Origin of the sequence: Aliiglaciecola sp. SL4 (assembly GCF_041538045.1) — a bacterium.
Taxonomy (GTDB): Bacteria; Pseudomonadota; Gammaproteobacteria; order Enterobacterales; family Alteromonadaceae; genus Aliiglaciecola.
This window is the reverse complement of record NZ_JBGOSE010000001.1, coordinates 167,645-192,554: the sequence shown is the minus strand read 5'-3', so window position 1 is coordinate 192,554 and position 24,910 is coordinate 167,645. Positions and strand designations below refer to the sequence as shown.

Sequence of the window (24,910 nt, the reverse complement as noted above, 5' to 3'; positions counted from 1 at the left end):
TCAATATACGGCGTTTTTGTTAGTTGCTTTGCACTGTCCTTAATAGGAATGCTAATGAGTTAATTAACTAATTTTTAATGCATCCCCATCCATATCAATTCGAATAGTGCTATCAGCTTGAATATCTCCTGCTAGCAAACGTTGTGCTAAGGGATTTTCAATTTCAATTTGAATCGCTCGTTTAAGGGGTCTTGCTCCATACACGGGATCAAAACCAGCTTCAGCAATTTTTTCTAGGGCAGCAGCAGACAAGTCTAATTCGAAGCCTTTTTCCAGCAAGCGTTCACGTAAGGACGATAACTGTATTTTCGCAATTGCTTTGATTTGCTCCAAACCAAGTGGGTGGAATACCACCACATCATCGATACGGTTGATAAACTCAGGTCTAAATTGCTGCTCGACAGTTTGCATCACCATACTTTTCATTTCATCATACTGGCTCTCTTGATGTTTATCTTGTATCACGTCAGAACCAATATTAGAGGTCATGATGATAACCGTATTTTTAAAATCCACGGTTCTGCCTTGTCCATCAGTCAGACGGCCATCATCAAGCACTTGTAGTAAAATATTAAACACATCAGGGTGCGCTTTTTCCACCTCATCCAGCAAAATTACCGAATAAGGTTTTCTTCTCACCGCTTCGGTCAAATACCCGCCTTCTTCGTAGCCCACATACCCAGGAGGTGCACCTACTAAACGAGAAACAGAGTGTTTTTCCATAAACTCTGACATGTCTATACGAACCATTGCCTGCTCTGTATCAAACAAGAAGTTGGCTAAAGATTTACATAACTCGGTTTTACCCACACCGGTAGGACCTAGGAACAAGAATGAACCTATAGGTCTACTTGGATCAGATAGTCCCGCTCTGGAACGTCGAATAGCATTACTGACCGCATTTACCGCCTCGGTCTGACCAATCACACGACTTTGCAGCGCTTCTTCCATGCGTAGTAATTTGTCTTTTTCTCCTTCAAGCATTTTGCTTACCGGGATCCCGGTCCAACGAGACAATACATCGGCTATTTCGTTTTCGGTCACTTTGTTTTTTAGTAACTGAGTTTCCGTTTGTTCAGCTTCCGCTGCTTGTTCTAGTTTTAACTCTAGTTCAGGAATACGGCCGTATTGTAATTCTGACATACGATTAAGATCAGACGCTCGGCGGGCTATTTCCATATCCAGTTTAGCTTGCTCAAGTTCTGATTTTATATGTTGAGTGCCTTGCATGGCACTTTTTTCAGTATTCCAGATGGTTTCAAATTCAGAAAATTTGTTTTCCAGCTGTTCACGTTCCAACTCAATCAACTCTAGACGTTTATGACTGGCATCATCTTTTTCTTTCGATAACGCCTGCTCTTCCAGCTTCAACTGTATAATTCTGCGCTCTAACCGATCCATATCTTCGGGTTTAGAATCCATCTGCATACGAATACTTGACGCAGCTTCATCAATTAAATCAATGGCCTTATCTGGTAATTGTCGGTCTGGAATATAACGATGAGACAATGATGCCGCAGCAACAATCGCCGGATCAGTAATATCCACTGAATGGTGCAGTTCATAACGCTCTTTCAGTCCACGTAAGATAGCTATGGTGTCTTCGACACTAGGTTGATCAACAATGACTTTTTGGAAGCGACGCTCTAAGGCAGCATCTTTTTCAATATATTGACGATATTCATCTAATGTAGTCGCCCCCACACAGTGTAACTCGCCTCGGGCTAATGCAGGTTTGAGCATATTGCCGGCATCCATAGCGCCTTCGCCTTTACCCGCTCCCACCATAGTGTGCAATTCATCAATAAACAGGATGACCCTGCCCTCTTCTTTAGAAAGTTCGTTCAATACCGCTTTTAAACGTTCTTCGAACTCCCCTCTAAATTTCGCACCCGCGATAAGTGCGCCCATGTCCAGTGACAAGACCCGTTTATCTTTTAATCCCTCAGGTACTTCAGAATTAATAATCCGCTGGGCTAAACCTTCAACGATGGCGGTTTTACCCACACCAGGTTCACCAATCAATACTGGGTTATTTTTGGTTCGACGCTGTAGAACTTGAATCGTGCGGCGAATTTCCTCATCTCGACCGATTACAGGATCAAGCTTGCCTTGCTCCGCTCGTTCGGTGAGGTCCGTTGTGTATTTTTCAAGAGCCTGACGGACATCTTCAGCATTAGGATCTGTTACTTTCTGACCACCGCGCATGGTCTCAATACCTTTTTCGATTTGCTCTTGAGTAATGCCCAACTGACGGAAAATCTCGCCTAATTTGCCTTTATCTTGTAACGCTGCCAATACAAATACTTCAGAACTGATGTATTCATCTTTGCGTTTCTGCGCAATCTTATCGCTCAGGTTAAGCAAAACAATAGTGTCTTTACTGAGTTGCACATCTCCGCCGATACCTTCGACTCTAGGCAATCTCTCTATTGCTTCAGCCAAGGACGAGCGTAATCCATTCACATTCGCTCCAACACTATCAAATAGCGGCCGAATAGAGCCTCCCTGTTGATTAAGTAGAGCTGTCATTAAATGTACGGGATCAATATATTGATGATCTCTGCCCAATGCTATCGATTGTGCGTCAGAGATTGCCATCTGAAATTTACTGGTAAATCTATCTAATCGCATAAAATTTCCTCAAAAATGATTTACTCAATTAATGGGTACTTTTTATAACCAATTCAAGGTAAGCAATGAATATTGATTGATCTAGATCAGTAAAATAGCGAAAAATGCGGAGTCATTTACGGTTGAATATTTAAAACTGATAATTAGGAAGCTTTATGCAATGTGAGGTCATAATTGTAGGATTTATTGCAAATAAATCCCACACACAAACCGACCAGTTTGAGATTGATCATGATGCTGAGCGTAGCGATGAGAGTAAAAATCACCGTGATGAACATAGGTGCAGATACCGCTTTCAAAAAAGCTTGTTATGCCAATAGCTCGGCATTTCTCGCGGGCAATCTTGGCTAAACTGCACAAGTACTTTCCCCGTTCAACATCGCGTACAAATGCCTCTGGATATTCAGCAAAAACTTGTCTGAGATCTTCAGATACTTGGAAATGCCGTTGCGATATATGTGGACCAACCCAAACTGTGAGTGTCTCTGGTTCACAATTCATAGCAGCAATCGTATTTTCAATCACACCATTTACCAAACCTCGCCAACCGGCATGAATTGCGGCAACACAAGTACCCGCCTTATTCGCGACTAAAATGGGCATACAATCCGCGGTCATCACCGCACAGACAATTTTAGGGTCAGTTGTAAAACTAGCATCTGCTTTGGCTATTTCTAACGGAACAAAATAATCTTTTGTAACACGTAGACAGCGAATGCCATGGACCTGAGTTAACCAAGCAATTGAATCACTCAGGGGTAGAGCATCACGATTGAATTGCACGTCAGCGGCGTTATCGCCAACATGCATTGCCAAATTATTACTGTCGTAAGGAGGCTGACTCGTGCCCATTTTTCGCGTGGTATAAAACGCCTTAACCCCTTTAGGTAGGCTCCAATGAGGGGTGCGAATAGGACTTGATAAAACAGCCTCAGTCATCAGCTATCCCATGCTCTTTGGTATCTTCTTTTAGTACCGATAGTAGTGCTACCATATCGTCAGGTAGTGGCGCTTGCCAACTCATCCATTCGCCTGTTGTTGGGTGAGAGAGTTCTAATTGAATAGCGTGCAATGCCTGGCGTTTAAAGCCCCTTAACATGTTAATCATATCTTCAGAACAGGCCTTAGGTAAACGAGGTCTACCGCCATACAACACGTCTCCTACTAAGGGGTAACGTAAATGAGACATATGCACACGAATTTGGTGGGTTCGACCGGTTTCTAGCTTTAATCTCAGGTGAGTATGGGCTCGAAACTTCTGTTTTATACGATAGTGAGTAACCGCTGGTTTGCCGGTCTCGCGCACCGCCATACTGGTTCGTTTAGTTGGGTGGCGACCAATGGGTGCGTCTACGATTCCACCAGCCACCATAGTGCCGTAGACTACCGCTTCATATTCTCGACTAATTTCTCGAGCTTGAAGCTGCTCAACAAGGTGAGTTTGAGCTGGAACAGTTTTGGCGACTACCATCAACCCCGTGGTATCTTTATCAAGACGATGGACTATGCCAGCTCTAGGTACACTAGCAACCTCGGGAGCATGATTTAAAAGAGCATTTAATATAGTACCGTCTGCATTTCCAGCGCCAGGATGAACAACCAAGTCTGTGGGTTTGTTAATCACTAAAATATGCTCATCTTCGTAAACTATGTTCAACTCAATATCTTGTGCTTTGTGATTTTCCTGTACTTGCAACAATGCATCGATGAAAATTTGTTCACCACCAAAGACTTTTTCCCTTGGTTTGTCACAAACAGAGTCATTTAAACTGACATTTCCGGCTAAAATCCATTCTTTTAAGCGAGATCGTGAATAATCAGGGAACAATTCGGCTAAAGCTTGATCTAACCTTTTGCCAATTAACGTTTCTGGTACATCTGCAGAGAGTTTTATCGCTTGTGGATCGCTGGGCATGTAAAATTGTGTCCTATAAGAGCTGTAATAATATAATGTCCCGCAACTGGCGATTTGATTTACATTATGCGGGGACAAATGCAAACACCAGGTATCACCGTAAAGTGATTTATAACAAAACGTGCATCCCATGGATCCCTAGGGTAGAATGCCTCGGATCGATGGATTACTGAAAACAAAGTTTAGCGGATTTTTTAATGCCTGCTAAATCCCTGTATAGAATAAGAGTAACATGACATTTAAAAATTCATTCTACAAACTAATCGTTCTAATTTCTGTTGCCACTATGTATGGCTGTTCATTTTCACCTGATGAAGAAGACATCTTAATTGGTAACAGAAGTGAAAGTGCGCTGTATGATCAAGCAAAAGAAAGTATGTCGCAAGGTAATTTCAACGTTGCCACTGAAATTTTAAGTACGCTTGATTCCCGATTCCCTTTCGGTCCCCATTCACATCAAGTGCAATTAGATCTGATTTACTCTTATTACAAGGTAGGTAAAACAGACGAAGCTATCGCAACTATTGATAGATTTGTGCGCCTCAATCCTAATCACTCTGATGTGGATTATGCATTATACATGCGTGGTCTAACAAATTTGGATGCCGATAAAAACCTTTTCCAAGAACTCGTTGGTATTGACCGTTCGGATAGAGATCCGAGCCGCTCTAGAGAAGCATTTTCTGATTTCCGTCGTTTAATTAACAAATTCCCCGACAGTAAATACGCTGCCGATGCCAAAAAACGCATGGTATTTATTAAAAATCGATTGGCCAAATATGAAATAGCCATCGCACGTTTTTATATGCGTAGAGAAGCTTATGTTGCTGCAGCTAACCGTGGGCGCTACGTACTTGAATACTTCCCTGACTCCAGCGAAATTCAAAATGCGCTAGAAATCATGGTTGAATGTTATGACCAACTAGAACTTGACGATCTGAAAAATAACGCTTTAAAAACGTTAAGACTGAACTATCCAAATAGTAGTTATGTGAGTTAGTTTTCGAAGCAACAACATTTTCTTTGAGTTAAATAAAAACCGCCATTAACTATAAAATTAACGGCGGTTTTTTTAGCCTGTCTATTTCCCTAGAAGACTAAAAAAACAAATGGCTAAAGGGGTTCAGTAAACGAGCAATACCCGAAGTAAAGTGCAATGGTGCATCGACAATAGTAAACACTAAACATCCCTCACTAGCTTCAGAGTATGGTGCATGGGTGTTATTAGAATCCATCAAGATAAAGTCACCAGTGTCGTAGTGTGATATACCGTCACTAAACTCACCATCAATTACTAAGGTCAATTCTGTCCCTCTGTGAGTGTGCTCAGGAACTCTGCCATCTTTTTGCATGAAAATAAAATTGGCTTTGCCTACAGGACCTAGATCAACAGGAGCTTGCCAAAGATTTCCTAAAAGGTGTGAGAAGTTACCCGTTTTTTCCACATAACGTTTCAACGCTCGCGGCACAGTAAATTTGCGGCCATCCAATTCGATTTGATGGTTCTGACTATTTACATTTGGAACCTCTGCCGCGGGAAGACAAGTAATATCAGCCAGCATAGATGCGAAATCGACAGCTTGCTCAGAACCACCTAGTAATTTTGGTTCATCAAGTACTTTCGCAGACTCGCTTTCCATTTGAGAAAGTTGATTTCTACATTGGGGGCACATATCCGCATGAGCGGAAATAACCAACGAAAGCGCTGGTGCACACAAGCCTTGGGAAAATTCTCTCAACTGTTGTTGAGAAGGATGGAAATTAATCATCGTCTTTAATCAACTCTTTTAAACGCTGTAACGCTAATCTAGTACGAGACTTAACAGTCCCTAAAGGAATATCCAATTCGGAAGCAACTTCCTGTTGTGATTTTCCTTCTATGTAAATAGCTTCTATTACTACTTTTTGCTTCTCTGGCAGAGAATCGAACATAGTATTGATTTGCTGCATCGTCATTTGTTGTTCTAACGATACCTCGTCGACATCAGCGGTGTGCTCGCACAACACGGGCCATAAGTCATCTGAGCAAATATCTTCTTTGCGATTTTGTTGTTTACGCAACATATCAAATCGTAAATTTCTAGCGATCGTAAAAATCCAAGTGGAGGGTGACCCCTTCTCAGCATTGAACAAATGCGCTTTCTGCCAAACGTTGGACATGGTGTCTTGCACCAACTCCATGGCTATTGCTTCATTACCCGTCTGTTTTAAACAGTAAGACCTGAGTCTGGGGGCAAAATAATTGAAAACTTCAGCAAATGAACGCTTGCAACGGCTTTCAGCCACAGTAACCAAATGTTGTGACATTTCTTTTGCGCATTCTTTGGGCGTTGGTATGTTTGCATTTTTCGACTGCAATGGAATTCCGACTAACATGCGTATTTTCCTGAAATCAATCTAGTTTCAGTTTTTACGCGCTAAAATAGGTAAGGATCACTTTACCAGTTGTGATATAAATTCCAAGGCTGGGAGGCAATCTTTCTGTTCTAAAAATGCTTGTTTCTGATCTGCATCGACTGGCAGCAGCTCTAACCAGCGATAAATGACCCAAACGGTATTATCAAATTCTGGCTTAGGATACAAAGACATCACTTCAGGGTACTTTTCGAAAATTTCTTCCAATTTTAAATCAATATTAGAATCCCCCATGTCGGCTTCTGGAGATGTCCAAACTTGTTGTTTATGACACTGGCCTACCCTAAGGTCGTCTTTTGCCGTTTCAACAGACTCAATAAAAACACAAAAGTGTCCCTTTACAGTGATACCAAGCAAACCGTCTTCTAATAAATCAAAATCTTCAACGGTGACGAAAGTCCCGATAGGATAGAAATGTTGATTCAAGGTTTTATTTCCCATTGCATTGAACATGCAAATAACGAATCCAGACTTTTGCGCACAAGCCTCTTTTACCATGCGAATGTACCTAGGTTCAAAAATACGCAATGACATTACTCCGCCAGGCAATATGTGAGCAGATAATGGAAACAAAGGGGAGGTTAAAATTTCAGAAGCCAAATTACTGTTCCTATTAATTCATCACAGTCACTTACGCTATGTGACGCAAATTAGATCCAATTAATTCTCCTGATTTTTCAGTGTAATTTAAAATTAACCGCAAACTAGACTATTTTTAGTTTAAATATGATCCCAATGAAAGTGACCTAAGTAATTCTAGACATGGTCGAATAAAAAATGATTGTTTATGAGTTTACTAAAAGAGTTCGAAAATTTTTATCGAAATATGTCTGTGACGTCAATTGCACGCTTGGGTGACATTTATGCTCAAAACGCGACTTTGATTGACCCACTGAGCGAACACCAAGGTCTTGAAAATATTCAAGGTTATTTTGAAAACTTACTTACAAACACATCCAAATGTGAATGTTCAATTCAACATATCACGCAACAAAGTACGGATATTTTCGTTACTTGGAAAATGCTAATTGTGCACCCCAAGTTAAATTCTGGAAATGAGTTTTATATTGACGGTATTAGTCATTTAAAGAGTAATGATGAAAAAATTATTTTTCACCGAGACTACTATGATTTAGGTGAGATGATTTATGAGCAAGTGCCAGTCTTAAAATTCGTAATTAAAACTCTTAAAAAAAGGCTAGTTTCGTGAAAACAATCTTAATTACTGGTGCAACTTCAGGAATCGGCAAGGCACTGTCACTTTTGTGTGCTCAAAAACACTATAAGGTCATTGCTTGCGGACGAAATGAAACTGAACTTGAAATGCTGGCAACACATGACAATATTTCAACCCTCAAATTTGATACATCAGACCAACAGCAAGTAGCCGAAACGTTAACCGATGTTAACGCAGATATTGCTGTAATGAATGCCGGAGTATGCGAATATGTTGATGTAGATACCTTCGACGTAGCGCTTTTTAAAAGAGTATTCGACGTCAATTTTATGGGCGTAGTGAACTGCACAGCAGCTTTACTCAACGAATCCCAGCCACCCGCGCAAATCGTCATAGTAGATAGCTTAGCAAGATTGCTCCCATTCACCAAAAGTCAGGCTTATGGAGCAAGCAAAGCAGCACTGCATTATTATACGAAGTGCATGGAAGTTGATTTAGCAGCCAAAAACATTTTGGTGCAGAGTGCTTCACCGGGTTTTGTAGAAACGCCTTTGACCGATAAAAATGATTTTGAAATGCCCATGAAAATTGGTGTCGAAGAGGCAGCCCAGGCGTTCTTACACGGTATTGAACAACGTCATTCGAGTATATATTTCCCTAAAAAACTAAGTTTAATTTTGCGCTTTTTAAATCTCTTTCCTGCGTGGGCAAAATTCAAAATTAGTAGTAAATTAAAAAACAGTCAGGACAGTAAATGAAAAAGCGAATAGCGATTATTGGAAGTGGTATTTCAGGCATGACATGTGGTCACTTGCTCCATGAAAAGTTCGATATCACTGTTTTTGAAGCGAATAACTATATAGGCGGACATACCGCAACTGTTGATGTGGAACTTGAAGGAAAACAGTACGCCATAGACACGGGTTTTATTGTGTATAACGATTGGACTTATCCTAATTTTATTAAACTGCTGTCGAAAATTGGGATCCAAGGTCAGCCCACGGAAATGAGTTTCAGTGTTAAAAATCTCAGTGAAAATTTAGAGTACAACGGCAATACGATTAATAGCTTATTTGCCCAACGTCGAAACATTTTCCGTCCTAAATTCCATCGAATTGTCAGAGACATTCTGCGTTTTAATAAGTTATGCAAACAGCTTTTTCAAGATCAGACTCCAGAACAGATTGGTGATATCACCCTCGGTGAATTTTTAATCCAACATAAATTTAGCGAAGATTTTAATCATAACTATATTTTACCTATGTGTGCAGCGATTTGGTCGGCAACTTTGGAAGACATTAAAGGGTTTCAGCTGGCATTCTTTTTACAGTTTTTCAATAACCATGGACTCTTGAATATCACTGATAGACCACAATGGTACACCATTATCGGGGGCTCTAGAGAATATATCGCCCCACTAACAGCAGGCTTTAAAGACAGAATTTTACTGAACAGTCCCATAAGTCAGGTGGAGAATAAAGATGGAAAATACGGTATCTCTTTGGCTAAAACCGATGAAGATAATAATGCTAGGTTACTTGAATTTGACGAAGTTATATTTGCCTGTCACAGTGATCAAGCACTTAAAATGATTAAAAACCCCACGGATTCTCAACAAGAGATATTATCGGCGATGCCCTACAGCGCCAATGAAGTGGTGTTACATACAGACACCTCAGTGTTACCCAAACGCAAGTTAGCATGGGCTAGTTGGAATTATTTGCTCAAAGGAAATTCAAACGAGCAACAAGAACCCACATCGTTAACCTATAACATGAATATTTTGCAGCGTTTAACGTCAGAACATACGTTTTGTGTGACCTTAAATAATAGTGAGCATATTGACCCACAGAAGGTTCTAAAGAAATTCGAATATCATCATCCGCAATTTAGTTTACAAAGCGCCAATGCTCAATCCCGTCGAAACGAGATTTGTGGCAAAAATGGAATGCACTTTTGCGGCGCTTATTGGTACAACGGTTTTCATGAAGATGGCGTGCGCAGTGCGTTGGACGTTTGTCGTCGATTTGGAGTTGAACTCTAATGCACAGTGCGCTTTATACCGGCCAAGTTTTTCATGCTCGACATCTTCCCAAAAAGCATGCATTTAGCTACAAAATATTTATGTTTTGGCTCGATTTAGACGAAATTGATGAGCTGTGCGAAACGGTGAAAGGTTTCTCTAAAAATCGCTTTTCCGTGATTAGATTTAAACGTTCCGACTATTTAGGTAAGCCGCAACACGACCTCAAATCATCAGTAGTACAAAGGATGTCAGAATTAGCAGAAAAACCCCTCACGGGAAAAGTCTTTTTGCTGGGGCAATTGCGCATGTTTGGTTTGTATTTCAGCCCAGTGAATTTTTATTATTTACAGCAAGCCGATGGTACTTTTAGTCATTTGCTAGCTGAGGTAAGCAATACACCATGGAATGAAAGGCACCATTATCTCGTTGATTTATCCGTCCAACAAGATTGTGATAAAGCATTTCATGTTTCGCCATTTAATCCTCTGGATATGCAATATAAATGGAGTGTGCAGCAACCTGACAACAGGCTCAAACTTGCCCTTAGCTGCTTTAAAAAACAGAAACATTTTGAAGCCCACCTAAATCTAGTGCGTGAGCCATTGAACTCAAAACACCTTTTACGCGTATTACTAAGCATCCCAAGTATGACAATAAAAACCGTTGTAGGTATTTATTGGCAAGCATTGAAATTGTTTGTTAAAGGTGTGCCTTTTTATGGCCATCCCGGCAATAAGGAAAAAAAAGCAGATGTTAAATAGCGAAAACACCCTGACAGGAACGGAAACTTTATCCGCAACGGACCGTATTTGCAGAAATATATTGCTTAAAATTTTCAGTCAAATCCCCCAAGGAATGATGACAATTAAAGAGCGTGGCGTGTTAGTTGACAGGTTTGGTGATGCCAGCTCAGACCTTCATGCCGAAATTAATTTCCTCGACCTCACTGCTTATCGAAAATTACTGTTTGGCGGCAGCGTGGCTTCGGGAGAAACCTTCACTGACAATCTATGGGAAACCCCAAATTTAACCGACGTAATTCGCATTTTTGCCAGAAACCTACCAATGCTAGATGCTTGGGAAGCAAAAATGAAATGGTTAGCCACTCCTCTTCGCCAACTAAGCCATTTAAAAAATAAAAACTCTAAGCATCAAGCAAAAAAGAACATCTCAGCCCATTATGATTTAGGTAATAAGTTGTATACGGAATTTTTAGATAACAGCATGATGTATTCTGCGGCCATTTATCCCACAACTGATACTAGCTTAGAGCAAGCACAACAAGTAAAACTAAAAACCATCTGTGACAAATTGCAATTAACTGAGCACGATCATCTGTTGGAGATCGGCACAGGTTGGGGAGGACTGGCGGTATTTGCCGCTAAACATTATGGTTGTAAGGTCACCACCACCACGATTTCAGATGAACAATATGCCTATGCACAACAATGGGTGGAACAGGAAAACCTATCAAATCGCATCACTCTGCTGAAACAGGATTACCGCGAGTTAACCGGTAAATTCGATAAGTTAGTATCCATAGAGATGATAGAAGCCGTTGGTAAAGAGTATTTACCTAATTTCTTTGAAAAGTGTTCTTCGTTATTGAAAGATGATGGTTTGATGCTTTTACAATCTATCACCATCGACGATCGCCGCTACGAAAGTTACAGCAAAGACGTCGACTTCATTCAAAAACATATCTTCCCAGGTGGATTTTTACCCTCTCAGTTTGAGTTGAATCGCCACTCAAAATTGCATAGTGATTTAATGATCCGCGACTCACATGACATCGGTCTCGACTATGCACAAACCCTCAATCATTGGCACCAACGTTTTTTAGCTAAACGCGAAGTGCTGGCCAAAGAAGGTTACGATGACAGGTTTGTGCGTATGTGGCGCTACTACTTCAGTTATTGCGAAGGTGGCTTTTTAGAGCGCACCATCTCTACTGTGCAGCTAGTACTTAGTAAACCATCGTTTATCGGACAAGTGGTCAGATAAACGATGTTTAAATCTTTCGGATTTTATTTCATTTTAGTGTTGAGCATTAACCCAGCGAGTTTAGTCATGGCAAGTCCAATTGCGGAGCTAACAAAAGTTGGCTCAGCCAAGTTAGAAGTGTTCTTTTTCGATATTTATTTCTCCACCTTGTACAGCAAAAGTGGCAAATATAATGAAGAAGAACGGCCATTAGCACTACAGATAAAATACCTAAGAGCAATTAACAGCGACGACTTACTGGAGCGCACCGAACAAGAATGGCAAAAGCTAGGCTATGCCTCTGAAAATGTACAAAGCTGGTTGCAATCACTTGACTCCATTTGGCCAAACATCAAAAAACACGACGTACTAACGTTAAGGGTTAAACCTAACGGTCACAGCGAGTTCTTTTTTAATGATGCGCCCATAGGGGTGATAGAAGATTCAAACTTTGGACCAAGCTTTTTAGCCATTTGGTTGGATGAAAACTGCAGTTACCCGAAGCTTCGTAAGCAACTCATTGGAGGTTAGGCATGAATATTATTCGTTACACTACCCTATGCGCAGCAATCATAGGTTTAACCGGCTGTTCAACCTCAATAGATGATTATCAAAACACCACCCCAGAGTTTAATCTAAAGGAATACTTTTCCGGCAACGTTACTGCTTGGGGAATTGTCCAAGATTTCAGTCAAAAAACCGTGCGTCGATTTTGTGTCGATATTATTGGTACTTGGCAAGGTGATAACGGCAAACTGCACGAAACCTTTTATTATGCTGATGGTGAAACCCAAGTTCGAGTATGGCAACTCAATATCCAGCAGGATGGCTCTGTGACAGGCTCTGCTGGAGACGTAATTGGCCAAGCAAGTGGTGGAGCAACTGGCATGAGTTTCAATTGGAATTATACTCTCAGAGTACCTATTGATGACTCTGAATACGATATTAAAGTCGACGATTGGATGTTTATGATGGATGAAAGCCGGATGATGAATCGTTCCTACATGAGTAAGTTGGGCATCAGCGTAGGGGAAATATCCATCTTCTTCGATAAAACCCAGCCCGTCAGAAAATGTCAGTAAAAAATTCGATTACGCCATTTGCCTTTAGGGTTCAACCACTGAGATAGGTTTTGAATACATGGGTTTACCTTGGTTAATGGCAATTTCTACTCGACGATTTCGGCTTCTATCGCCAGAGTTTTCATTAGTAGATAAGGGCGAGGTATCGGCTTTACCCACTACCACCATGCGCTGTTCGTCGAAACCATCAGCTTTCCTAATTTCTTCAGCCACCGCCACAGCTCTTTGCGCCGACAAGTCCCAATTAGAGCGATACAACTCATTGGATATCTGCTGACTATCACTGTGGCCAGAAATTTCAATTTCGCCAGGAACATCTGCTAATAACTCACCGATAGTTTTCAAGATAGGTCTGAACTGGGGTTGCAAAAATGCTGAACCTGCTGAAAATGAACCATTTTCTCGGATCCGAATAATAATTTGTTGACCTAACGACTCCATTTCAATAGAACCGTCGAGTATTTGTTTTTGCAACTGTTGAGCAACTTTTTTCATCAGTTCATTGGTTTGCTCTTGGCTGGATTGTTGTTGCGCAGAGGAAGACGATTGATCAGTGGCAGTTTGTTGTGCCGCACCACCTCGTTGTTCACCCCGTTGTTTTTGACGTCCTCCGGCAGAGTCTTCGTCCCCAGCTTGGAATTCCAGCATTTCTTGCGTCATATCAACAGTCTGTTGTTGGATATTTTCAATCGGTGTGGGATCTGGCCTACCAGGTCGAAATTCCATGGCAATAACACTAGTACCTTTAGGAATATCTTTTACTTCGATTTTATTTTGAACCCCAAAAGCGAACTTCATAGAGCCGGCAATTTGTTTAAATTTCAACACATCCATTTCGGAAAACGCTAACAAAAGCACAAAGAAGCACATCAGCAGAGACATTAAATCCGCAAAAGTTCCCATCCATGCAGGAAGTCCCTCGGGGGGACATTTGGGGCATTCTTGCTCTGCCATTGATTATTCTTCCTCTGTCGCCGTACCGCGTTTATTCGCAGCAAGATAACTTTTCAATATCCCTTCGATAACCCGTGGGTTCTGCCCATCGGCAATACCGATAATGCCATCTAAAACCAAACTTTGATTCAGTTTTTCTTCATTGGCACGGTTATTCAATTTAACTGACATGGGTAAACAGATTACATTGGCAAAAAAGGCACCATACAAAGTAGTTAGTAGTGCCACTGCCATTGCCGGGCCGATTGCTTTTGGATCATCCATATTCGATAACATGGCGACCAAACCGATCAGGGTTCCAATCATCCCCATAGCCGGAGCGACATCTCCCATGCCTTTATAAATAGTTGCACCGAACTCATGGCGTTCTGTTGTCATTGCAATATCTTTAGCAAGGGTATCTCTAACCACATCGACATCGTGGCCATCCACTAACATGTCGACACCCTTTTGCATGAATGCATTTTCTATTTCAGCTTCTTCAAGGGCTAAAAAACCGCCTTTTCTTGCTGCATCTGCCATTTCTACAATTTTTTCAATCAGATCATCAGGCGATTCAATTTTAAACATGAAAGCTTTCCCGCCGATTTTACCCGCGCCGAAAAACTGCCCTAGCGTGTACTGTGATAACACCACAAACAAGGTGCCCCCAAATACGATTAGGATAGATGGGACATTCATAAACATACTAATGTCGCCGCCCATAACCATAGCCATGACGACGAAACCGATTGCACCAAGCATACCTATAAGGGTCGCTAAATCCACATTGTCCTCCCTAGGATTCGATAAGCTAATCGAAAAAAGACCCGATTACCTTGCTATATTTAGGCATTTGACCGGATAAGTCACTGAATTATTCCATTTTATCGACTGTACAAGCCAATTCTAAAGGAGTTATCTCCAAGTTATAGGAAAACATAGCATATACAATCCCAGTTTGGCATAAATGAAACACTAAATTTATTCCATTCCATCGCTTTCAAAGTACTGAGTTAGCGTAAAATCCATTGACCATAAATGGAGGCTCAGGTATCGTTCCCCACTTTCAAAATATTCGCTATTTAAGGACACTCTACCAGATGAGTAAAGACAACGAACTGCCTGAAAATTCGTTTGAAGATACTATGCAAGAGCTCGAGCAACTGGTTGCAGAAATGGAACAAGGAGACGTGCCCTTAGAGCAAGCACTAGCTAAGTTTGAAAGAGGTATTACGTTGGCTCGAAATAGTCAAAAAATGCTTAAAGCTGCAGAGCAACGAGTTCAAATACTAATGCAACAAGATCAAGAAGATATTCTTCAGGATCTCGATCAACAACGGATAGATGAGTGAACCCTTTAGTTCAAAACCAGAAGCGTTACCACCTCCGCATTGACAACCTACTCAATCAATATTTTGTAGAGCAAACGTCTGCAGCACCTCGATTGACACAAGCAATGCAATACGTTTTGCTTAATGGTGGTAAACGAACTCGTCCGTTTTTAGTCTATGCAACAGGAGAAATGCTAAGCGTTCCCTTAGAGAAACTGGATGTGCCCGCTTTTGCAGTGGAGTGTATTCACGCTTATTCATTGATCCATGATGATTTACCGGCAATGGATGACGACGAACTAAGACGTGGCAAGCCAACTTGTCATATTGCATTTGATGAGGCAACGGCTATTTTGGCCGGTGATGCATTGCAAACCTTAGCATTTGATATGCTAGCTTCACCAGATTCAGTTATACAAGATCCGAGTAAGCAATTAAAATTAGTGAAATTGCTCGCTGAGGCATCAGGAATACATGGCATGTGCGCAGGTCAAGCCCTTGATTTAGCGGCCACTGACACGCCAATTTCCCAATCTGAATTGCAGCAACTACACAACTTAAAAACCGGTGCATTGTTCAAAGTATCTGTTTCAATGGCCACCATCCTAGCCGACGAGCTCGATCCAAAAGTGACTCAAATGCTCGACCAATATAGTCAAGCGTTAGGCTTAGCATTTCAGGTTCAAGACGATATTTTAGATATTGTCGGTGACTCAGATGTAATCGGAAAACCCCAAGGCTCGGACCAAGCTCAGAATAAATCCACCTACCCTTCCTTGTTAGGATTAGAGGGTGCAAAAACATATTTGCAACAACTTCATCAACAAGCACTTCACGCATTAGACGCTTTGCCATACAATACAAGGTTATTGCGCGAATTTTCCGATTTTGTTGTTAATCGACGTTTTTAAACTCGCTCGCCACAAACATAATTAATACTAGGCAAAACATGACTCTAGATTTAGCTCACTACCCTATCTTGGCAAAGGCCAATACGCCTGAAGATTTGCGTAAATTACCGCAAGAACAATTAAGACAGTGTGCAGATGAATTGCGTCAATACCTTTTGTCTTGCGTGAGTAAAAGTAGTGGTCATTTCGCGTCTGGTTTAGGAACTGTTGAGCTAACAGTCGCCCTGCATTATGTGTATAACACTCCCTTTGATCGCTTGATTTGGGATGTGGGCCACCAAGCCTATCCACACAAGATCCTTACTGGTCGCCGAGAAAAAATGACAAGCATACGTCAAAAAGATGGTTTACATCCGTTTCCTTGGCCACTAGAGAGCGAATACGACACCTTTGCTGTAGGTCACTCATCTACCTCCATTAGTGCCGCTTTGGGTATGGCTGTAGCAGCGGAAAAAGAAGGCAAAGATCGTAAAGTAGTAGCAGTAATCGGTGATGGCGCGATGACCGCGGGTATGGCCTTTGAAGCTCTAAATCATGGTGGCGATATAAATAAAGACGTGTTAGTGATTCTCAACGATAACGAAATGTCGATATCAGAAAACGTTGGAGCCCTGAATAGTCATTTAGCACGACTGTTAACTGGCAACTTTTTTAACTCTATTCGCGATGGTGGCAAAAAGTTATTAAGTAATGTCCCACCAATTAAAGAATTTGCCAGCCGAGCAGAAGAACATATTAAAGGTATGGTGGTACCAGGCACTATATTTGAAGAGCTTGGCTTTAATTATATTGGCCCCATCGATGGCCATGACGTTAAAGGTGTGGTTGAAACCTTACGCAATATGCGCTCAATTAAAGGCCCACAAATTCTTCACGTGGTGACTAAAAAGGGCAAAGGCTTTGAGTTGGCTGAAAAAGATCCGATCAAATTCCACGCTGTGCCTAAATTTAATCCAGCCGACAATGGTTTACCCAAGTCGGCTCCAAGTGGCCCAACTTTCTCAAATGTCTTTGGTGACTGGTTATGTGATATGGCTGCATTAGACTCTAAATTGATGGCCATAACACCTGCCATGCGTGAAGGTTCTGGCATGGTTAAGTTCTCTCAGGAATTTCCGGAACAATATTTTGACGTGGCTATTGCCGAGCAACATTCAGTGACCTTTGCTGCAGGTCTAGCCAAAGAAGGATTAAATCCAGTCGTAGCGATTTATTCAACATTTTTACAGCGCGCATATGATCAATTAATTCATGATGTCGCCTTACAAAACCTGCCGGTACTTTTTGCAGTAGACAGAGCAGGATTAGTGGGAGCGGATGGCCCAACTCATCAAGGGGCATTTGATATCCCATTTATGCGCTGTATTCCAAACTTAGTTATCATGGCCCCTTCTGACGAAAATGAATGTCGTCAAATGCTTTACACTGGCCATAAATTAAATCAGCCAGCAGCGGTACGTTATCCCCGCGGTACTGGTGTGGGTGCTAAGATTGAAAAATCCATGGAAAAAATTAGCATTGGTAAATCTCGTACCCTCAGACACGGCAGTAAAGTCGCTATTCTTAATTTTGGCACCTTATTACCTTTTGCCTTAGAAGCAGCTGAACAACTCGGTGCAACTATGGTCGATATGCGCTTTGTTAAACCCCTGGATACGGCTGTGATTGACACATTGGCTGAAAACTTCGAGTTGTTCGTCACCCTTGAAGATGGTGCCATTGCCGGTGGCGCAGGCAGTGCTGTAGCAGAATATCTACTCAGTCAAAAATACAACAGTAAGCTATTGCAACTAGGTTTACCAGACGAGTTCATTATGCAAGGTACGCAACAACAAATGTATCAAGAACTGCAACTAGACGGTGCGGGAATTGTTGCGAGAATAACGGACTTTCTAGACTAATTGAGAATGTTTAATTCGGCATGTTAAGTTGGTTAATGTGCCTAATGGGCACAGCGCGGGGTAAATTAAGGTTTGTTTGAAGATTTTAAGACTAAGAGCTAAGAAATAAGAAATGATGACAATTTTGAGTGCCATTTTATTTCAATAATGTACTTAAGTCAGTAGCTTAAAGCACACCGAAGTTCAGTAACAAATGTAAACTCAATAACGCTGCAATACCGGCCAGTACATCGTCAGCCATAATCCCAAAGCCACCATGGACATACTTATCTAAGTAACTAATTGGCCAAGGTTTGAGAATATCAAACAAACGAAATAACGCGAAACCCACCAGCATGGTTTGCCAACTCAGTGGTACTGCAATCATGGTAATCATCATGCCTGCAACTTCATCCCAAACGATAGATGAATCATCATGCACCCCCATATCATCGGCGGTTTTACCGCAAATCCAGATACCGGCAATGCTGGCTAACACACATAATAAAATATAGATATTTAGGGAAACGGATTCGAGTAACAACCAAACCAATGGCACGGCCGCAAGGGTGCCAAAGGTACCTGGCATTTTAGGGGCAAGACCAGAGCCTGCTCCTAAAGCCAAAAAGTGTGCTGGGTTACTTAGCGTAACGCGGCTTCGCTGTTCAGTGTTCAAGCGCTGAAGTGCTCAAAACATGCACCCTGTTGTTCATAAGGCTCGTCATCAAAAAACAATTCAAGTTTTCGTTTTACGCCTGTCAGTTGACCAATGCAAGTGGCATTTATATTGGCGTTAGCTAAACCAGTTTCTAAGTTGCCTTTTTGTTCTTCATTCACCGTAAATAACAGCTCATAATCATCACCAGAGCTAAGGGCGTATTGAATGGCTTGATCTAAATCCACCGTTTCTTTCAAGGCGACTGATAGAGGTAAGTTGTTAACATGAATTTTAGCCCCACATTCAGAAGCATTCAGAATGTGCTGAAGGTCTTGTACTAAGCCGTCGGATATATCAATGCAAGAACTCGCCGTACGCCGCAATGCGGTGCCTGCTAGTAATCTTGGAGCAGGATAATTCAAGCGGTTTAACAAATAGTTAGCCGCCAGCTCAGAGCTCGATAAATTACCTAATTTAATATCCAGTCCTGCCCCTGCATCACCTATAGTGCCAGTAACATAAACCAGGTCGCCAGGCTTGGCCGTACTACGCATTAACGCTTGCTCTTCAGGTACAAAGCCCTGAGCAGTAATGGTAATGGCTAAAGGACCTTGAACGGTGTCGCCACCAATTAATTGGATAGAGTAGTATTTTGAGATTTCGAATAGGGATTGAGAAAAGGCTTCCAGCCAGCTTTCATCTATCTCAGGTAATGATAAAGACAAACTGAACCAAGCAGGTTCGGCCCCCATGGCAGCTAAATCACTTAGGTTAACCGCTAATGCTTTGTGTGCTATCGCTTCCGGCGGTGTATCAATGGGAAAGTGTACGCCACTAATTAGGGTGTCTGTTGTAATTGCAAGGTTTAAACCTTCGGGCACTCGAGTGACTGCACAGTCATCTCCAATGCCATGAATTACATCTTTGCGTGATTCTCGCTCTTGTTTAAAAAAGCGATCGATAATGTCAAATTCTTTCACGTTACTCTTTTGAAGATAGTTCGTGTTTTCTGAGGGTTTTAATCGCTTTATCAAGCACACCATTAATAAATTTATGGCTTTCGTCGGCACCAAAAGATTTGGCCAACTCAATAGCTTCGTTAATAACGACTTTATAAGGGACATCAATACGCGCGGTAAGTTCGTAGGTAGCGATGCGTAAAATCGCTTTTTCAACCACATCTAACTCTTCAGGTAAACGCCCTAGGTATGGTTTCATAGTCTTATCTAGGCTTTCATAGTCTTTGACAACATTTCGCAACAATTCTTGAAAATAAGCCATATCAACTTTTTCCATATTGTTACTTGTGGCAATTCCCAATTCGATTTGTTCAACAGGGTTTTTACTCATTTGCCAAGAGTAAACAGCTTGTACTGCAAGTTCCCTTGCTTTTCTACGTGCAGATGGCTTCACGTTTATGCCTCTTCTATTTGCGCAATAACATTAACCATTTCCAGTGCACCCATGGCCGCGTCAGCGCCCTTGTTACCTGCTTTGGTACCTGAACGCTCAATGGCTTGCTCAATGCTATCGGTAGTAATCACCCCAAAAGAAACTGGAATGCCATATTCCAATGAAACCTGCGCTAGACCTTTATTACATTCACCTGCTACAAAATCAAAATGCGGAGTTCCGCCACGAATAACTGCACCTAATGCAATAATTGCATCATATTTTTTTTGTTCAGCTAATTTTTTAGCGACTATGGGTAGCTCATACGCGCCAGGAACTCGAACCAAGGTAATATCTTGGTCACTGACTTCACCCACACGATCTAGCGTGTCTAATGCTCCGTCAACTAAGCTCTCAACAACAAAACTGTTAAAGCGAGATACAACCAACGCAAACTTTTTGCCTGTTGCGCGAACATTACCTTCAATGATATTCATGTTTGTGAAGCCCTGTAAGAAAAACGGCGCGGATTATAGCACAACACCATGGAAACCCAAATGGATTAATACACGTAATCCACAACTTCTAAACCAAACCCTGATAAGGCGTGATATTTTTTTGGTTTACTAATTAAACGCATCTTGCGCACACCCAATTTCGCTAGAATTTGACTGCCCACACCAACAGTTCGCGATGTTCCTTGATTTTTTGTGGGAGTAGCTCGGCTACCGAGATCTTCTGCCTCAAATTGTTTGACCTGGGCGATCAAATCTTCTTCCTTACCCAGCAATACCAACACGCCACCTTCATCAGCGATTTTTTCCATTGCCTCAGGTAGACCAACACTGCGCTCGGCCGATCTTTCTGAAGCAAACAAATCATTAAATGTGTTATGCAAGTGAACACGAACCAAGGTCGCTGAATCTCCGTCGATTTCGCCTTTGCACAAAGCGAAATGCACCTGATCGTCAATCACATCTTTAAAGGTATGCAGGTCGAATTCACCAAAACGTGTGGGTAATTTGCAGCTAGCAACATGCTCAATAGTGGTTTCATTCAGGTTTCTATATTCAATTAAATCGGCAATTGTACCCATTTTCAAATTATGCTTTTGGGCAAATATCTCCAACTCCGGTCTACGAGCCATGCTACCATCATCATTTAAGATTTCGACAATCACTGAAGCTGGCTCTAAACCTGCTAATCGCGGTAAATCTACACCCGCTTCGGTATGTCCCGCGCGATTTAATACCCCACCTTCTTTGGCAATTAACGGAAATATATGACCAGGCTGAACAATATCTTCGGCTTTTGCGTCTTTATGCACTGCCGCCAAAATAGTTTGCGCTCGATCTGCTGCAGAAATCCCAGTCGTCACCCCCTTAGCCGCTTCAATGGATACAGTGAAATTAGTTGAAAATTGGGCGCTATTGTTATCCACCATCAATGGCAACTTTAAACGCTGACAACGTTGTGCAGTCATCGGCAAACAAACCAATCCTCGGGCATGGGTGACCATAAAATTAATCGCCTCTGGCGTCACATGTTCAGCGGCCATAATCAAATCACCTTCGTTTTCCCGATCTTCATCATCCATCAGGATAACCATTTTGCCTTGTTTGATGTCTTCGATTATTTCTTCGATGCTATGCATTGCCATTGTGTGGGGTACTCTATTTTTTAAATTATTCAGTTTTAGTTTGGGTTACTTCAAATAACCATTCTCAGCTAAGAATTGAAGATCTATGCCCTGTTGCTTTTGACTATGTGCGGCTTTATCTCCTAAAATCAACCGCTCTAGATAACGGGCTATCAAATCCACTTCTAAATTCACTAAGCTACCAACTTGGTAATGACCTATTATGGTTTCTTGCAGTGTATGCGGGATCAAAGTCAACATAAATTTAGCACCATCCACATCATTAACAGTTAAACTAACGCCATCAATGGTTATAGAGCCTTTCTCGGAAATATATTTGGCCAGTTCGTCGGGAGCTTGGATCCAGATTTCTAACCAACGATCGATAGGATTGATGGCAACTATTTTGCCAACTCCGTCAACGTGGCCACTAACAATATGGCCACCGAAACGTGAACTCGCTTGCATGGCTTTTTCTAAGTTTACTTTGTCGCCGACGGTGTAATTAGCAAAACCAGAACGTTTAATTGTTTCAGGAGAAACGTCCACGCTGTAGTGCTTATCTGAAAAATCCACAACGGTTAGGCACACGCCATTAGTGGCGATACTGTCACCTAATGCCACATCAGACATATCTAGCTTCTGCACGGCAACGGTCAAGCGAATATCATCGCCCTTAGGTTGTAATTTTGCGATGTGACCGACATCTTCTATTATTCCAGTAAACATTTTTTATAATCCGATATTTGCAGAAGTTTAAATTGCTATTCAGAGGCTAAGTTAAAATGGGCAATCATTTTCAAATCATCACCTACCATTCGAACCCGAGACCATTTTAATATTTTAGCTTGATTCATTTGTGTCAGTTCATCCATCACAAATAAATTCTGACCTTTGTCACCTAATAGTTTGGGCGCCTGATATAAAATCAATTCATCCGCTAGATTTTGTTGTACTAATGTTCCAGCGAGCATGCCACCAGCTTCAACCCAAATTTCATTTAATTGTTTGTCAGATAAAACCTGTAGCATCGCCACCAAATCAAGTTTATTGCCAATACTGTCTATCTGCACTTGTTCTACGCTGTCTCTAATTAACGGGTTCACTTTACGATTGATAATCAAGGTTTGACCTTCCAGATCGAACATTTTGAGATTGTCAGTGAGTTGATTTTTACCATCTAAAATAATTCGTAAGGGTTGACGAAGCTCAGACTCTAACACCCAATTTTTAGCATGATTTAATTCGTTAAATCTTACATTTAAACTTGGATTGTCAGCCAAAACCGTCCCAGATCCAGACAATATTCCACAGCTTTTAGCCCTATGGTCTTGCACATCCGCTCTTGCATGTGGGCCAGTGATCCATTGGCTTTTGCCATTTGCTAACGCCGTTTTACCATCTAGACTAGCGGCTAGTTTAACCGTTACCCAAGGGCGCTTTAGTGTCATTCGTTTAATAAAACCACGATTGAGCTGATGTGCTTGCTCACTCAATAGACCGTGAGATACATCAATTCCCTGTTCGGCTAACCTTTTGAGCCCCCTTCCCGCGACGTTAGGGTTTGGATCCACCATAGCTGCGACCACTCGTTTCACCCCCGCTTGGATAAGCGCATCGGCACAGGGTGGCGTTCGACCAAAGTGACTGCAGGGTTCTAGAGTAACGTAGGCGGTTGCGCCTTGGGCTTGCTTTCCAGCTTGTTTTAAGGCGTGTACTTCAGCGTGGGGAGTCCCCGCTTTATGATGCCAACCTTGGCCGATCACTTCACCATTTTGATTAGCAATAACACAGCCGACATTAGGGTTTGGCGTGGTGGTATATTGACCTTTTCGAGCCAACTTTATGGCAATACTCATAAAGTGGTGATCTAAAGTCGAAAAATTGTAGGAAGGCATTAGGTTACAAATTCCCTAAACAGATAATTCAATCAGGGTTTTTCACCTAATTTGGCAATTTCTTCACCAAACTCTCGAATGTCTTCGAAAGAGCGATAAACCGAAGCGAAACGCACATAAGCCACTTTATCTAGTTCTTTAAGAGCGTCCATTATTAAGCTGCCTAAAAACTCGCTACTGATTTCCCGCTCTCCAGTTGCACGCAAAGAAGATTTCAGCTGACTAATGCAATGCTCTACTTTTTCAGTGCTCACTGGACGCTTTTCTAACGCTCGTAGCAAACCAGCTCGAAGTTTATCTTCGTTGAAAGGTTCTCGCGAACCATCCCGCTTGACCACGCGAGGCATGACTAATTCTGCAATTTCAAAAGTCGTAAATCGCTCGTGACAGGTTGTACATTCTCGTCTGCGACGCACCTGATGACCTTCGGCAACCAATCTGGAATCGATAACTTTAGTTTCTTGTTCAGAGCAGAAAGGACAAAACATAGTCTTATTTTCTTTTCACTATCTATAGATGCTCGCTAAACTAGCATAAAAAAGCAAAAAGGTGATATATGCAAAGGTTAATTTATCTATTATCTATAGTGATAATTATGCTGGGTTCATCAGCAACATCTGCCGATTCAAAATGTGTTGACCTCTCTCAACTGCATTGGATTGTAGGTGACTGGCAAACGATGCCTGATGGTAATACCCAAGAAAAATGGTTGCAAATAAGCGAGGATACATTCACCGGTTCAGGTAGTAGTCGAGATGCTTCTGGGGATTTACAGCAACAAGAAAGTATGCGTTTAGTGCAGATGCAAAGAGAAATCTTTTATTTAGCAAAAGTAGGCCACAATAGTCTTCCTGTGGCCTTTAGAGCTAAAAACTGCGAGCCAAATAGCGTCACCTTGGAAAATCCAAACCACGACTTTCCAAAACAAATAATTTATCTACGCAAGGGTAACAAACTCGTGGCCGAGGTATCAGGTAACAATGGCAAAGGATTTACAGTGCATTATGAATTGAAGCCCGGTAATTGATCATTG

28 protein-coding genes are annotated in these 24,910 nt (G+C 41.6%); 12 read left to right on the top strand and 16 right to left on the bottom strand.

What is annotated here, in order from left to right; all coding sequences use genetic code 11:
- Positions 1-63 precede the first annotated feature (63 nt).
- The 3 genes from clpB to rluD all read right to left on the bottom strand — a co-directional run bounded on the left by clpB (position 64) and on the right by rluD (position 4,549).
- Entirely contained in the window at positions 64-2,634 is a 2,571-nt protein-coding gene (gene clpB / locus AB6T38_RS00855) for an ATP-dependent chaperone ClpB (protein WP_348492072.1), read from the bottom strand.
- Between the two features lie 183 nt (positions 2,635-2,817).
- Complete coding sequence (pgeF, locus tag AB6T38_RS00850) at positions 2,818-3,573, bottom strand: peptidoglycan editing factor PgeF (RefSeq protein WP_372545392.1); 756 nt, start codon at positions 3,571-3,573, stop codon at positions 2,818-2,820.
- Positions 3,566-4,549, bottom strand: coding sequence for a 23S rRNA pseudouridine(1911/1915/1917) synthase RluD (gene rluD, locus AB6T38_RS00845; RefSeq protein WP_372545391.1), 984 nt, complete (start codon positions 4,547-4,549; stop codon positions 3,566-3,568). The genes pgeF and rluD overlap by 8 nt, the downstream gene beginning before the upstream one ends.
- Positions 4,550-4,781: 232 nt before the next feature.
- Between rluD and AB6T38_RS00840 the strand changes: the two genes are divergently transcribed.
- Positions 4,782-5,549 (top strand): outer membrane protein assembly factor BamD, encoded by a 768-nt coding sequence (locus AB6T38_RS00840; RefSeq protein WP_372545390.1) that lies wholly within the window; start codon positions 4,782-4,784, stop codon positions 5,547-5,549.
- Positions 5,550-5,646: 97 nt separating this feature from the next.
- Here the strand turns inward: AB6T38_RS00840 and AB6T38_RS00835 are convergent, their stop codons facing one another.
- Genes AB6T38_RS00835 through AB6T38_RS00825 form a run of 3 tightly spaced genes read right to left on the bottom strand, consistent with a single transcriptional unit; the run spans position 5,647 to position 7,564 of the window.
- Positions 5,647-6,318 (bottom strand): ChrR family anti-sigma-E factor, encoded by a 672-nt coding sequence (locus AB6T38_RS00835; RefSeq protein WP_372545388.1) that lies wholly within the window; start codon positions 6,316-6,318, stop codon positions 5,647-5,649.
- A complete protein-coding gene (locus tag AB6T38_RS00830; RefSeq protein ID WP_372545387.1) occupies positions 6,311-6,925 on the bottom strand; it encodes a sigma-70 family RNA polymerase sigma factor in 615 nt (204 codons plus the stop codon). Before AB6T38_RS00830 ends, AB6T38_RS00835 begins: the two co-directional genes overlap by 8 nt.
- Positions 6,926-6,982: 57 nt before the next feature.
- Entirely contained in the window at positions 6,983-7,564 is a 582-nt protein-coding gene (locus tag AB6T38_RS00825) for an LON peptidase substrate-binding domain-containing protein (protein ID WP_372545386.1), read from the bottom strand.
- 187 nt (positions 7,565-7,751) lie between these two features.
- Here AB6T38_RS00825 and AB6T38_RS00820 point away from each other — a divergent pair, with 187 nt between their 5' ends.
- The 7 genes from AB6T38_RS00820 to AB6T38_RS00790 are packed head-to-tail and all read left to right on the top strand — an operon-like array spanning position 7,752 to position 13,232.
- Positions 7,752-8,174, top strand: a complete 423-nt coding sequence (locus AB6T38_RS00820; protein ID WP_372545385.1) for a nuclear transport factor 2 family protein — start codon at positions 7,752-7,754, stop codon at positions 8,172-8,174.
- Entirely contained in the window at positions 8,171-8,899 is a 729-nt protein-coding gene (locus AB6T38_RS00815) for an SDR family NAD(P)-dependent oxidoreductase (RefSeq protein ID WP_372545384.1), read from the top strand. The genes AB6T38_RS00820 and AB6T38_RS00815 overlap by 4 nt, the downstream gene beginning before the upstream one ends.
- Entirely contained in the window at positions 8,896-10,185 is a 1,290-nt protein-coding gene (locus tag AB6T38_RS00810) for an NAD(P)/FAD-dependent oxidoreductase (protein ID WP_372545383.1), read from the top strand. The genes AB6T38_RS00815 and AB6T38_RS00810 overlap by 4 nt, the downstream gene beginning before the upstream one ends.
- Entirely contained in the window at positions 10,185-10,928 is a 744-nt protein-coding gene (locus AB6T38_RS00805; protein WP_372545382.1) for a DUF1365 domain-containing protein, read from the top strand. The genes AB6T38_RS00810 and AB6T38_RS00805 overlap by 1 nt, the downstream gene beginning before the upstream one ends.
- A complete protein-coding gene (locus AB6T38_RS00800) occupies positions 10,918-12,171 on the top strand; it encodes a class I SAM-dependent methyltransferase (RefSeq protein WP_372545380.1) in 1,254 nt (417 codons plus the stop codon). The genes AB6T38_RS00805 and AB6T38_RS00800 overlap by 11 nt, the downstream gene beginning before the upstream one ends.
- Positions 12,172-12,174: 3 nt before the next feature.
- A complete protein-coding gene (locus AB6T38_RS00795; protein ID WP_372545379.1) occupies positions 12,175-12,681 on the top strand; it encodes a chalcone isomerase family protein in 507 nt (168 codons plus the stop codon).
- 2 nt (positions 12,682-12,683) lie between these two features.
- Complete coding sequence (locus tag AB6T38_RS00790; RefSeq protein WP_372545378.1) at positions 12,684-13,232, top strand: DUF3833 domain-containing protein; 549 nt, start codon at positions 12,684-12,686, stop codon at positions 13,230-13,232.
- Positions 13,233-13,256: 24 nt separating this feature from the next.
- Here the strand turns inward: AB6T38_RS00790 and AB6T38_RS00785 are convergent, their stop codons facing one another.
- Both AB6T38_RS00785 and pomA read right to left on the bottom strand, forming a co-directional pair.
- Entirely contained in the window at positions 13,257-14,186 is a 930-nt protein-coding gene (locus AB6T38_RS00785; protein ID WP_372545376.1) for a flagellar motor protein MotB, read from the bottom strand.
- A gap of 3 nt (positions 14,187-14,189) precedes the next feature.
- Positions 14,190-14,954 carry a flagellar motor protein PomA gene (gene pomA, locus AB6T38_RS00780; protein WP_348492055.1) on the bottom strand — a complete coding sequence of 255 codons (765 nt, stop codon included), beginning with the start codon at positions 14,952-14,954 and terminating at the stop codon, positions 14,190-14,192.
- Positions 14,955-15,268: 314 nt separating this feature from the next.
- Here pomA and AB6T38_RS00775 point away from each other — a divergent pair, with 314 nt between their 5' ends.
- Genes AB6T38_RS00775 through dxs form a run of 3 tightly spaced genes read left to right on the top strand, consistent with a single transcriptional unit; the run spans position 15,269 to position 18,311 of the window.
- On the top strand, positions 15,269-15,520 hold the full coding sequence (locus AB6T38_RS00775; protein ID WP_372545374.1) for an exodeoxyribonuclease VII small subunit: 252 nt from the start codon (positions 15,269-15,271) through the stop codon (positions 15,518-15,520).
- Entirely contained in the window at positions 15,517-16,410 is an 894-nt protein-coding gene (ispA, locus tag AB6T38_RS00770; RefSeq protein WP_372545373.1) for a (2E,6E)-farnesyl diphosphate synthase, read from the top strand. Before AB6T38_RS00775 ends, ispA begins: the two co-directional genes overlap by 4 nt.
- A gap of 38 nt (positions 16,411-16,448) precedes the next feature.
- Positions 16,449-18,311, top strand: a complete 1,863-nt coding sequence (gene dxs / locus AB6T38_RS00765) for a 1-deoxy-D-xylulose-5-phosphate synthase (RefSeq protein WP_372545372.1) — start codon at positions 16,449-16,451, stop codon at positions 18,309-18,311.
- Positions 18,312-18,477: 166 nt separating this feature from the next.
- Here dxs and AB6T38_RS00760 read toward each other — a convergent pair whose 3' ends face one another.
- The 8 genes from AB6T38_RS00760 to nrdR all read right to left on the bottom strand — a co-directional run bounded on the left by AB6T38_RS00760 (position 18,478) and on the right by nrdR (position 24,365).
- Positions 18,478-18,966, bottom strand: coding sequence for a phosphatidylglycerophosphatase A (locus AB6T38_RS00760; RefSeq protein ID WP_372545370.1), 489 nt, complete (start codon positions 18,964-18,966; stop codon positions 18,478-18,480).
- Positions 18,963-19,928, bottom strand: a complete 966-nt coding sequence (thiL, locus tag AB6T38_RS00755) for a thiamine-phosphate kinase (RefSeq protein WP_372545368.1) — start codon at positions 19,926-19,928, stop codon at positions 18,963-18,965. Before thiL ends, AB6T38_RS00760 begins: the two co-directional genes overlap by 4 nt.
- A 1-nt stretch (position 19,929) precedes the next feature.
- Positions 19,930-20,361 (bottom strand): transcription antitermination factor NusB, encoded by a 432-nt coding sequence (gene nusB, locus AB6T38_RS00750; protein WP_372545366.1) that lies wholly within the window; start codon positions 20,359-20,361, stop codon positions 19,930-19,932.
- A gap of 2 nt (positions 20,362-20,363) precedes the next feature.
- Positions 20,364-20,837 (bottom strand): 6,7-dimethyl-8-ribityllumazine synthase, encoded by a 474-nt coding sequence (ribE, locus tag AB6T38_RS00745; protein ID WP_348492047.1) that lies wholly within the window; start codon positions 20,835-20,837, stop codon positions 20,364-20,366.
- Between the two features lie 65 nt (positions 20,838-20,902).
- Positions 20,903-22,000, bottom strand: a complete 1,098-nt coding sequence (gene ribBA, locus AB6T38_RS00740; protein WP_372545364.1) for a bifunctional 3,4-dihydroxy-2-butanone-4-phosphate synthase/GTP cyclohydrolase II — start codon at positions 21,998-22,000, stop codon at positions 20,903-20,905.
- Positions 22,001-22,045: 45 nt separating this feature from the next.
- A complete protein-coding gene (locus AB6T38_RS00735) occupies positions 22,046-22,708 on the bottom strand; it encodes a riboflavin synthase (protein WP_372545362.1) in 663 nt (220 codons plus the stop codon).
- A 35-nt stretch (positions 22,709-22,743) separates the two neighbouring features.
- Complete coding sequence (gene ribD, locus AB6T38_RS00730; RefSeq protein ID WP_372545360.1) at positions 22,744-23,877, bottom strand: bifunctional diaminohydroxyphosphoribosylaminopyrimidine deaminase/5-amino-6-(5-phosphoribosylamino)uracil reductase RibD; 1,134 nt, start codon at positions 23,875-23,877, stop codon at positions 22,744-22,746.
- Between the two features lie 32 nt (positions 23,878-23,909).
- Positions 23,910-24,365 (bottom strand): transcriptional regulator NrdR, encoded by a 456-nt coding sequence (gene nrdR, locus AB6T38_RS00725; RefSeq protein WP_372545358.1) that lies wholly within the window; start codon positions 24,363-24,365, stop codon positions 23,910-23,912.
- 68 nt (positions 24,366-24,433) lie between these two features.
- Between nrdR and AB6T38_RS00720 the strand changes: the two genes are divergently transcribed.
- Positions 24,434-24,904 carry a DUF6265 family protein gene (locus AB6T38_RS00720; RefSeq protein WP_372545356.1) on the top strand — a complete coding sequence of 157 codons (471 nt, stop codon included), beginning with the start codon at positions 24,434-24,436 and terminating at the stop codon, positions 24,902-24,904.
- Positions 24,905-24,910 lie beyond the last annotated feature (6 nt).